Source organism: Brevundimonas sp. (assembly GCF_023259385.1).
Lineage (GTDB): Bacteria > Pseudomonadota > Alphaproteobacteria > Caulobacterales > Caulobacteraceae > Brevundimonas.
In genome coordinates this window covers 1-10,908 of the sequence record NZ_JAHFPF010000102.1, presented here as the reverse complement: position 1 = coordinate 10,908, position 10,908 = coordinate 1, and the positions used below count along the sequence as shown (strand labels likewise).

At 68.3% G+C, this 10,908-nt stretch carries 9 protein-coding genes; 3 read left to right on the top strand and 6 right to left on the bottom strand.

All coding sequences use genetic code 11. The features are described from left to right. Window positions 1-304: FAD-dependent oxidoreductase (locus Q0C81_RS09430; RefSeq protein WP_291836842.1), on the bottom strand; the 304-nt coding region annotated here is incomplete at its 3' end. Between the two features lie 234 nt (window positions 305-538). Between Q0C81_RS09430 and Q0C81_RS09425 the strand changes: the two genes are divergently transcribed. The 3 genes from Q0C81_RS09425 (at window position 539) to Q0C81_RS09415 (ending at window position 6,680) form a co-directional block, all read left to right on the top strand. Next, window positions 539-3,511 (top strand): TonB-dependent receptor, encoded by a 2,973-nt coding sequence (locus Q0C81_RS09425; protein WP_291836840.1) that lies wholly within the window; start codon window positions 539-541, stop codon window positions 3,509-3,511. Between the two features lie 184 nt (window positions 3,512-3,695). Then, entirely contained in the window at window positions 3,696-4,190 is a 495-nt protein-coding gene (locus Q0C81_RS09420) for a hypothetical protein (RefSeq protein WP_291836838.1), read from the top strand. 270 nt (window positions 4,191-4,460) lie between these two features. Next, complete coding sequence (locus Q0C81_RS09415) at window positions 4,461-6,680, top strand: TonB-dependent receptor (protein WP_291836836.1); 2,220 nt, start codon at window positions 4,461-4,463, stop codon at window positions 6,678-6,680. Here Q0C81_RS09415 and Q0C81_RS09410 read toward each other — a convergent pair. From Q0C81_RS09410 to Q0C81_RS09390, 5 genes are all read right to left on the bottom strand, one after another. Beyond that, a complete protein-coding gene (locus Q0C81_RS09410; RefSeq protein ID WP_291836834.1) occupies window positions 6,658-7,140 on the bottom strand; it encodes an Ada metal-binding domain-containing protein in 483 nt (160 codons plus the stop codon). The two genes, Q0C81_RS09415 and Q0C81_RS09410, sit on opposite strands and share 23 nt — an antisense overlap. 58 nt (window positions 7,141-7,198) lie before the next feature. Further along, complete coding sequence (locus Q0C81_RS09405; RefSeq protein ID WP_291836832.1) at window positions 7,199-7,330, bottom strand: hypothetical protein; 132 nt, start codon at window positions 7,328-7,330, stop codon at window positions 7,199-7,201. A gap of 82 nt (window positions 7,331-7,412) precedes the next feature. Continuing rightward, a complete protein-coding gene (locus Q0C81_RS09400) occupies window positions 7,413-9,731 on the bottom strand; it encodes a TonB-dependent receptor (RefSeq protein ID WP_291836830.1) in 2,319 nt (772 codons plus the stop codon). After that, window positions 9,728-10,666, bottom strand: coding sequence for a FecR domain-containing protein (locus Q0C81_RS09395; RefSeq protein WP_291836828.1), 939 nt, complete (start codon window positions 10,664-10,666; stop codon window positions 9,728-9,730). Before Q0C81_RS09395 ends, Q0C81_RS09400 begins: the two co-directional genes overlap by 4 nt. A gap of 37 nt (window positions 10,667-10,703) precedes the next feature. Next, window positions 10,704-10,908, bottom strand: a 205-nt coding sequence (locus Q0C81_RS09390; protein WP_291836826.1) for a hypothetical protein, incomplete at its 5' end; no start/stop codon positions are given.

Sequence of the window (10,908 nt, the reverse complement as noted above, 5' to 3'; positions counted from 1 at the left end):
CGACATAGGCGCGGCCCCAGCGCGCGGCCCATTCGTCTTCGGCGAGAGGGCCGTCCAGCCGGTCCCAGTGGGCGCTGCCCCGCCAGTCCGACCAGGCCAGGTCGACGCTGTCGCGGACGCCCAGCCGCCGCTGCTCGGGACTGTCGACCAGGAACAGACCGCCGAAGGACCAGTAGGCCTGACCGCCCAGGTTGGCGGGGTTCTCCTGATCCACCACGGCCACGCGGCGGCCCGCTTGGACCAGTTCGTTGGCCGCGACCAGGCCGGCCAGGCCCGCGCCCACGATGATGGCGTCATAGTTCATCCGATCCTCCCCCGTCGGTGGATCATCGCCAAGATTTACATTGATGTAAATAGTATGTGGGAAGTTGCCGTAAGGTCAACGCACATCGCTGTCAGTAGGTATTGACATATGAGTTAGTAGTGCGAAGTTGCAGGCAACCGCTGATGGTCCCGTCCCATCACGCGGAAAAGACCAGACGGGAGGAAACGTACATTAGCGCGCTGTTGGGGAATGGCGCGTTTCGGGAGGGACACCATGGCTTCATCGGCCTGTATTCGCGCGCGTCTGGCTATCACCGCCTCGGCTACCGCCTTGTTCATGGCGGCGGGGCCGGCCCTGGCCCAGACCGCCGAACCGCAAGCCGATCCGGGAGCCGCCACGCTCGATGAGATCATCGTCACGGCCCAGAAGCGCGAGCAGGCGATCCAGGACGTGCCGATCGCGGTGTCGGCCTTTTCGGCCGAGGTTCTGGACGACCTGCGGATTGAAGGCGGTTCGGAACTGCTGCGCGCCGTCCCGAACGTCAGCTTCTCCAAGAACAACTTCAGCATGTACAATTTCTCGATCCGGGGGATCGGGACCAAGGCTATTTCGGCCGCTTCCGACCCGGCCGTGGCGGTCAGCTTCAACAACAGCCCCCTGATCCGGAACCGCCTGTTCGAGCAGGAATACCTGGACGTCAGCCGGGTCGAGGTGCTGCGCGGGCCGCAAGGCACCCTCTATGGCCGCAACGCCACGGCCGGCGTGGTCAACATGATCCCCAATCTGCCGGGGCCGAATTTCGACGCCATGGCCCGGTTCGAGCTGGGCAACTACGTCTCGACCCGCGGCCAGGCGATGATCAACATCCCCGTGTCGGACACCTTCTGGATCCGCGCCGCCGGGTCGTTCACCGAACGCGACGGCTTCGACCACAACACCTTCCTGGACACGGACGTGAACGGCCGCAGTCTGTGGGCGACCCGGGTGTCCGCAGCGTGGGAGCCCAACGAACGCTTCAACGCCAACCTGATCTGGGAGCATTTCGAGGAAGACGATAACCGCTCGCGCACGGGCAAGCAGCTGTGTACGCGCGACCCGGGTCCGACCCAGATCGGGGCGCAGTCGGTCACCAACGTTTCGCTTCGGGGCCGGATGAGCCAGGGCTGCCAGGCGGGCTCCCTGTATGACGACGCCGCCTATGGTGTGCCGAACGGGGCCGGCCTGGCGCAGATGTTCCTGGCCAGCGCCTTCGGCGTCTCGAGCGGCTTCACGACCCCGCTGCCCGCCACGCGCAGGTCCTTCACCTTCGTCAATGCGAACCAGGACCCCTACGAGGGGCTTTCGCAGAGCCGGAACCTGAGGGAGATCTCGACGTCCTACGATCCGGTGTTCCGCGCCGAGAACGACGTGTTCCAGCTGAACATGGAGTTCAACCCGACCGACACGATCCAGATCGTGTCCCAGACCGCCTACACCAAGGACAATTACTACTCATCGCAGGACTACAACCGGTACGTCACGAATCCGATCTTCAATGACAGCTCGATGATCTACAATCGTCAGGGCGTCCTGATCCCGAACCCGGCGACGCCGGGCGGCATCTACACCGATCCGCAGCTCGGCCCGTCGAACCGGATGCTGTCGGTGGATCTCAGCCGGTCCGAGAACAACCAGTTCTATCAGGAGCTCCGGCTGCAGACGAATTTCGACTCGGGCGTCAACTTCAATATCGGCGCGAACTACCTGAAGTTCGAGACGAAGGATGACTACTTCGTCTTCAACAACCTGTTCAGCTTCCTGGCCGAGTATTTCTACAACGGCGCGCTGTCCAACCGCATTCCGGTCACCTGCGACGACAGCGTCACCAACTTTGAATGCATCTACGTGGATCCCAATCCCCTCGGGAACATAAACGGCGAGGGGCACAACTATTTCCGCAGCAAGAACGAGGTCGAGACCGAGTCCTGGGCGATCTTCGGCGAGTCCTACATCGATCTGAGGGACGATCTGAAGCTGACGCTGGGCCTGCGCTACACCAGTGACACGAAGACGACGACGCCCTATCCGAGCCAGCTTCTGCTGGGGACCTGGACCCAGCTGGGCTTCGGTCCGTCGTCGGGCGGCACGGTGCGGCGCGGCTTCGTCGCCGGGGATCCGATCGAACAGAGCTGGGACGCGGTCACCGGACGGGTGGTCCTGGACTGGCACGTCAACGAAGACGTCATGGTCTACGGGTCCTACGCCCGCGGCTACAAGGGCGGCGGCACCAACCCGCCCCGCGCCGACATCAACCCGGCGGTGATCCAGTACCAGCCCCTGGCCGAGGTCTTCGATCCGGAATACGTCGATGCGCTCGAGATCGGCGTGAAGGGCGATTATTTCGACGGGCGGGTGCGGCTCAACGCGACCGCATTCTACTATAAATACAAGGACTACCAGGTCTCGCAGATCGTCGACCGGATCTCCCTGAACGAAAATTTCGACGCCACCTCCATGGGGCTGGAGCTCGAAGGCATCTTCCAGGTCACCGAGAATTTCCGCATCGACGGCAACCTCGGTTTCCTGAAGACCCGGGTCGGGGACGGGGAGCAGTCCATCGACGTGATGAATCGGACCCAGGGCAATGCGGACTGGACCCTGCTGCGGCCGTGGATCCAGGTGCCGTCGAACTGCGTCGCGCCGACCCGGCACGTGGAAACCATCCTGAGGATGCAGCCCGATCCGAGCCAGGCGTGGAACGCCCTGGCCGCCCTGTGCGCGGGTTCGTCGCGGTTCGGCACCTTCACGCCGGCGATCCAGAGCAGCTTCCGCTTCTATGAGACCTACGGCTTCACCTACAATCCGCTGACGGACGCCCCGAACGGCGGGCGCGGCTTCTACGACGACCTGAGCGGCAATGAGCTGCCGAACGCGCCGCGCTGGACCGCCAACATCGGCGCCCAATACACCTGGTTCATGGGGGATTGGGAAACGACGCTGCGCGGCGACTACTACCGCCAGGCCGAGAGCTATTTCCGCGTCTACAACACCGAGTACGACCGGATCAAAGGTTGGGACAACCTGAACCTCTCGATCTCTGTCGAGAACGTCCAGAACTCTCTGGTCCTGAGCGCCTACGTCAAGAACGTGCTCGATAACGAGTCCATCGTGGATGCATTCACGAATAGTGATGACTCGATGCTGACGACGAACGTGTTCATCAACGACCCTCGTATCTTTGGATTCAACGTCACGAAAAGATTCTAGCACCCTGTTCAGAAATAAATGTCGCCTCGCAGGGTTTATTCTCTGCGAGGCGATGAATCGTGCAACGAATACTTTATAGCTAAGGTTGTAAAGATAGTTAAAATGCCGATTTCTGGTTGAATACTTTCATAGGTGTTGATAGCGTTCTGTATCCGCACTCAACGCGGAGACAAGGGAGGTTCTGATGATTATTCGTACCGCTTCAGCCGTTTCCTGTTTCGTGGCCGTCATGGCGGCCGCCTCGTTCGCTAACGCCCAGTCGTTCAGCCCCGCCGGCGCCTTCGAAATCGTGGACTCCGAGTTCATCGTCCAACAGACCCAGGAACTGACCTGCCATATCGATGGCTTCGCGGGTTCGGTGCCGAGCGGCGGCGCCAACGCGGTGATCGACGTCAGCCCGCCCAACACCCTGCTCGACGGCGACAGCCTGTGTGACAACGTCGGCCTGAACAACTCCAACTGGACGATCACCCCGACCGGCGGCACCAACGTCACCGTCACGGGCATCTCCGCCGTCTCGCTGCTGGGCACCTGCGCCGGCACCGTCACCGGCACCTATGTCGGCAACACCCTGACCATCCCCCGTCAGGGCATTGCGGGCACGGTCTTCGGCTTCCCGATGACCTGCTACATCGAGGGCTTCGCCACGACCGGAAACTCCGCGATCACGCTGTCGTAATCCGACAGTCCTATCGCTGATAGTTCGCCAGGCCTTCCACACGCGCCGCCTTGGGGTTGTGCGGGAGGTCTGGCGACGCTTTTTGGGATCATGTTGCGGGCTGGACGGTATTCCGGTCTTCTCGGAGGCGTTTCGCCCGGGACCGGCGGCGTCGTAGCCAAGGATGGATAGTATATGGCGCCCTGGCTTTCCGTCCTCCGCCCGCTCCATCATCGACGAATGCGCCCGCAGCCCGGCGCCGATCCGGCGCGACGCCGCTAGGTCGTCGGCATGGCCGTGCTGCCGCTGATCTGTGTTGTCTCCAGCGTGCTCGGTGCGCCCCAGGCCGCCGCGCCCCAATCCGCCGCACCGCCTTCCGGCGCGACCGCGCCTGACGTGTTTCCCCGAGCCCCCGTCAGTGAAGAGCCGCCGGCAGCCGTCCAGGATCCCGGCGTCATCGACATCGAGGGCATGGTGGTCGTGGGCCCGCGCCGCGGCGCGGCGGCCCTGGCCCCCGAGATGGAGCTGGATGCGACCGAGATCGACAACCTGGGCGCCTACGACATCGGAGAGGCGCTGGGGCGGCTGAGCCAGTCCCTGGGCTTCGACGAAACGCCGGCGATCATCGTCAACGGCCGCCGGGTCGTGAACGCGCGCGACTTCCTGCGCTTTCCCACCGACGCCCTGGTGCGGGTCGAGGTTCTGCCGCAGCAGGCCGCGTCGCTGTACGGGGAGGCGCCGACCCGCCGGGTTCTGAACATCGTCCTGCAACCGCGATTCACCAGCCGCGACGGCTTCGTCAGGGCCTCGGCGCCGACGCAGGGGGGGAACTCGTCCCTGAGCCTGGACGCCCGCCAGTCCGAGATCGTGGAAAGCGACACCCGCCAGTTCGGCGTCCAGCTGACCCGGGACACCTCTCTTCGCGCCGACGAGCGCCCGGACTATCTGCGCGACCATCCCGAAAGCGCCGGCGTCACCCTTCGGCCGGCGACGGACGCGGTCAACGCCAATTTCTCGATGACGAAGGCGTTCGGCGACTGGTCCAGCTCCCTCAGCGGGGACGCCCGGGTCCAACGCGACCGCTTCACCTCCCGAGCCGGGACGGAGACCGTCGAGACCCGGCGAAGCGTCGACAGCCTGGGCCTGTCCGGCGGGGTGACCGGCGACGCCGCGGGATGGTCGGTTCAGGTCGGCCTGAGCGGGGCGATATCGGACGCCGAGCAGGAGGGGATCGCGAACTCCCGCTCGCGCAACCTGTCCATGGGCGCGGACGTGAAGGCCAACCGTCCCCTGATCGAGCTTCCGGCCGGCCTGGTCATCACCACCCTGGCGGCGCGATACGGCCGATCCCGCGTGACCCGCGACGCGGCCGACGCCCGCTCGACCCAGTCCCTGGATCTGAGGGGCAATCTGGCGGTCCCCCTGTTCAAGGCCGCGTCGCCGGGGGAAGACGGCGGCCTGTCCCTGGGAGACCTGTCGCTGACGCTCGGGGTCACGGCGGACGGCTTCTATGACGACGCCGGCAGGGGCGACGGGGTGAACGTCGGCCTGGCCTGGGCGCCCGTCCGCAAGCTGAGGTTCAACGGCCTGTGGTCCCGGTCCACCGACAATCCCTCGTCGTCCCAGAGGTTCGACCCGGTCTATTTCGGCCCGCCCCGGGTGGTGTTCGACTTCCAGACCGGCGAGTCCGTGGAGGTGCTGCCGATCCTGGGCGGCAATCCCGATCTGCGGGGCCAGACGCTGGAGCGGTTCTCCCTGTCCGCGTCGGCGGGTCCCTTCACCTCATGGGGCGTGCGCGGCCGTGTCGGGTTCCAGCGGAACCGTTCGACCGACGGCATCGGACCGGTTCCCGATCTCACCCCGGCGGTGGAGGCGGCCTTCCCGGAGCTCTTCATCCGGGAGCCGGGCGGTCGGCTGGTCAACATCGACCAGAGGCCGATCAACCTCGGCTCGACGCTGTCGGAAACCCTGACCTCGGGCCTGAACTTCAGCGTTCCTTTCGGCGGCGGGAGGCGGCGCTCGGGCGCGCCCTCCCTGCAGTTCGGGATCAATCACACCTGGCAGCTGGCCAGCACCGCCATCCTGCATCCGGGCCTGCCGGAGCTGGACCGCCTGGCCGGAGATGGCGGCGGGGCGCCGCGGCAGCAGGTCAACGTCCAGGTCGACGGCCGCCGTGGGAACTGGGGCCTGAACGCCAGCGCGCGCTGGCAGAGCGCGTCACGCATCCGGCGCGACATCGGGGTGGACGGGCCGAACGACATCGAGCGGTCCGCCTTCGCGGCGATCGATCTCAAGATCAGCTATCTTCTGGAGCGCGCCGCCCAGGCCGCCCAGGACGGCGCCAGGCCGCGGCGGGACGGCGGCGTGCGCATCGAGCTGCAGATCGACAATCTGTTCGACGCTCGGCCCGAGGCCACGCGCGGCGACGGCCGACCGGTTCCGGGATACGGCCGCGACGATCAGGACCCGCTGGGGCGCACGGTCCGCCTCAGTCTAAGCCGGCGCTTCTGAGCCTCGCCGCCGACGGTTCCGGTCGGCCGGGCGCGCGCAGGGCCCGGGCGTAGGCCGAAGGGGTCGTGCCGGTCAGACGGCGAAACAGCCGGTACAGGTGCGATGGACTCAGCCCCACGGCCTCGGCGAGATCGCGCGAGGGCGGGGCGGCGCCCCTGATCTCGATCAGCCTGCAGGCGGCCTGGATCAGGTCCCGGTGGTGGTCGCCCAGCGAGGGGGCTTCGGGACGGCAGCGCAGACAGGGGCGGAAGCCGGTCGCGCGGGCCTCGTCGAGGGTGTCGTGCAGCCGGATGTTCTCGGGCCGCGCATGCCGGGCCGGACAGGTCGGGCGGCAATAGACGCCGGTGGTGACGACCGAATACCAGAACCGGCCCTCGGCGCGCGGGTCGCGCCGATAGAGTTGGTCAAGGCGGCTCCGGCGCGGCGCGTGCGCGCCGACGGTGTTTGAAGCGTGTTCCATGATGTGGGGGAGGATGGGCGCGCCAATCGGGGGCTATGCAGCGCGCCCATCCCTTCATTCAGAAGCGGCGAAGATCGCCGGTGGGGCCTTGGGGGGCTGGGGTGACCCGCGACCCGCCGGTTCTGAAGAAGTCTGTGATCCCACGGTCGGCGGTGACGAGCGCCGAGGCCGCGATGACGGTCTTGATCATGAAATACTCGCACTGAAGTCGCCGCCCTGTTCTAAGGACGCCGCGTCGCGCGGGACGCCTTACGGCGTCGGTCCGAATTTCTTCAGAAGGCGGCGTCGAAGGTCAGCCGGAGCGTCAGCGGCCGGACCGGGACGGCCTGCGGCTCGGACAGCTGGTAGGGCGAACCGATGCCGTAGCGGATGCCGGTGGTGTCGAAGGGGTTGGACAGGCGCACGGTGACCGCCCGGCGTTCGTCGCCCAGCCGCGCCGTCAGCTCGGAGCGCAGGTAGCCGCCCTGCGGCACGTCCAGCATCGGGCCGACGCCGAGCCGCGAATGGCCGATGTAGCGGAAGTCCGCGCCCAGCCGCAGCGGCAGGGTCGCGATCCGCCCGGCCTCCCAGTCGACGCTCATCTGGGCGCCCACCGGGGCGACGTTGGGGATATCGGTCGTGCCGCCGCCGATGGTGCTGAAGCGGGTCCGGGTCAGGCTGCTTTCGTTGAGGAACACGCCGCCGGACACCTCAAAATTCGAGGCCGGTCGCCAGGCCGCCTTCAGCGAGATGAAGTGGATCACCCCGTCGCCGACATTGTCGGTGACCAGGTCGCCGCCCTCGGTGACGATGTCGGCCTGCACGTCGCGCCAGTCCATCCAGCCCACGGACACCTCACCCGACAGGCCGTTCCAGTCGTCGCGGGTGCGCGCGCCCAGCTCCAGCAGCGTCACCCGGTCGCCCTGGTAGCGGGCGAAAGCCCCGCCGGCCTCGTTGACCCCGGCGGGGCGCACTGCCTGCTCGAACCGGCCGAAGAGGGTGACGGCGGGCGACACGTCCCAGCGCGCCGACAGGCTGGGGGTCAGGCGGTAGGTGACGCCCCGGTGATCGCTTCCGACCCGCAGATTGACGACGACGTCGTGAATGTCGCTGTCGATGCGGACGGCGGACAGACGGGCGCCGAGGGCGACACGCCAGTAGGGCGTGGGCGCGAGCGCCGCCTCGCCGAAGGCCGCGACCTCCGCGAAGCTGCGCTTCAGGTCCGCGCCGCCGGCCTTGGCGTCGGTCGGCGACAGCGTGAGCCGGCGGCGTTCGACCAGGGTTTCGCCCAGGGCGACCGTGCCGCCGCCGGTCAGGGTCCAGCCGCCGCCGGACGTGATGTCGACCCGCGCCTCGGAAGCGAGGGCGGTGATGGTCTGGCGTCGGTCGACCGCGCTGGGGAAGGGATCGCCCGGCTGGCTGGCGTCGAACCGCTCGATCAATTCCTGCCGCGACACGCTGGTGGCCGAGGTCAGGGTCGCCCCGCCCAGCCGGCGGCGGGCGGTCAGTCCGGCGATGGCGATGGTGCTTTCGTACGGTTCGAGCACCCGGCTGGAGCGACTGAAGCTGTTGTCGTCGACGGCGACGATCTGGGCGTCGTCGGCCGAGACGCGCTGGGCCAGGCCGACCAGGTCGATGGTCCAGGTCTCGTCGGTCCAGCGCAGGGCGACGCGGCCGCCGATGGTGTCGACCCCGTCCATCTGGCGGCCCCGGCCGGGGTTGTCGAGGAAGCCGCCGTCGTGGCGGACGTAGGCGACCAGCCGCGCGGCGGTCTGATCGCCGAGGGTCTGGTTGACCACCAGCGACGCCTCGCCGCTGTTCGACCCGCCCGAGGTCGCGCCCACGCCGGTGGTGAGGCGGGCCGAGGTTTCGTACAGGGCCGGGGATTCAGGCTGGATGCGCAGCACGCCGCCGATGGAGCCGGCCCCGAAGCGGGTGCCCTGCGGGCCCTCGAACACCTCGATCCGGCGAACGTCGATCAGGGCCAGGTCGGGGTCGGGGGAGCCGTAGCTCAGCCGCAGGTCGCCCAGATACTGGCCGACCGTCGCCTGCAGCGGGCCGTTCATGGCCGAATCCGACAGGCCCCGCACGAATAGCTTGTTGCGGCCGAGGCCCTGGCGCGTGGAGTCCACCGTCGCGGACAGATCGGCCACGGCCTCGCTGGCGGCCGCGCCCGCGACCCGGTCCAGCGCGCCCGGCGCCAGCAGGCTTCGTCCGGCCCCGTCGCGAAGCCCGACCGGCGGAACCGCGGTGACCACGACCTCGCTCAGCGTCGTCGGTCCGGCGGGAACGGGTTGCCGCGGGGGCGGGGAGGCGGGGCGCAGCGGCGCGCGTGGGACGGTTTCGATCCGGTAGACGCCGTCGCCGATCCGTACGGCGCGGGCGCCCAGCGGACGCAGCAGGCGTTCAAGCGCCGCTTCCGTCGTCATCCGCCCGCGCAGCTCCGGCGTCCGCCGGGCGGACAGGTCCGCGGCGATGACCACGTCGATCCCGGCCTGGGAGGCCAGACGGTTGATGGCGGGGACAGCGGGGCCGGCCCGCACATCGAACGTCTGTGGCGCGCCTGACTGAGCCGTCAGCAGCCCGACCGCCAGCCAAGCGGCGACCGTCACGGCGCCCGACGCGGCTCCAGCCGCCAGCCCTCGCCCGCCTCCGTGATGGTGACGCCGAGCAGCAGTTCCAGCCGCGACTTCTGGTCGGCGGTCGGGGCGGTGGTGGTCAGGCTGCCGCTGAAGCGGCGGTCGGCCAGCCCGGGCGCGACGGTGACCGGCCGGTTCAGGGCGCGGCCCAGGTCCTGGGCCACCACGGTCATGCGCTCGTCGTTCCACGACAGACGACCCTCGCGCCAGCTGTCCACGTCTTCCGGCGCCACCGAGCCGCGCTCGAGACCCCGAAGGCTGGAGACCACGCTGTCGCCGGGATTGAGGACCGTCCGGGCGGATCCGGCGTCGACCTGGACGCTGCCTTCGGACACCGAGACGCGCGCGCCGTCCTGCAGGCGGGTCACGTCGAAGACGGTGCCGAGGTCGGTCAGGGTCGTGTCGCCGACCGCGACGAGGAAGGGGCGGGCGTCGTCGTGCTCGACCTCGAACAGGGCGCGTCCGGCCTCCAGCGACACCTGGCGCGGCTTGCGGCGATCCAGCGCCAGCCGGGTCGCGCCGTCCAGCACGACTTGGGAGCCGTCGGCCAGGGTGACGGTGCGCTGCTCGCCGGGCGCGGTCTCGATCAGCCACGGCTGCGGGCGGGCGCTCCAGCCGATCCACGCCACGCCGAGGGCCAGCACGCCGACCGCCGCCGCGATCGCGGCCCGGCGGGGGAAGACGAAACCGCGGCCGGCCCGCATCGTCGGCAGGGTCCGCGCGGGAGCCGTCTTCAGCGCCTCGACCGCGTCGCCCTCGGCCTCGGCCAGCCGCCAATAGATTTCGGCGTGGCGCGCGTCAGCGGCCAGCCAGGCCTCCCAGGCGTCCCACTGATCGAAGTCGGGATCGTTGACCCGGGCCAGCCAGTCCAGGGCGTCACGTTCGATAATTCTGGTCGTGGCGCTCATCCCCATGCCCCCGGGACGCCGCCGAAGCCGATTCGCCTCATGCCCCGCCCCCCTCAAGATCCAGAAGCGCTGCATAGACCTTGCGCAGATGCTTCTCGATGGTGCTCAGGCCCATGCCGAATTCCTCGGCCAGCCGGCGCTGGGTGACGCCGTCGATGCGGTGCCGGCGGAAGATGGCCGCGGCCGGATCGCCGACGGCGGCCAGGCGCGCCTCGACCGCCGCCAAGGCCTGGACCGCGATC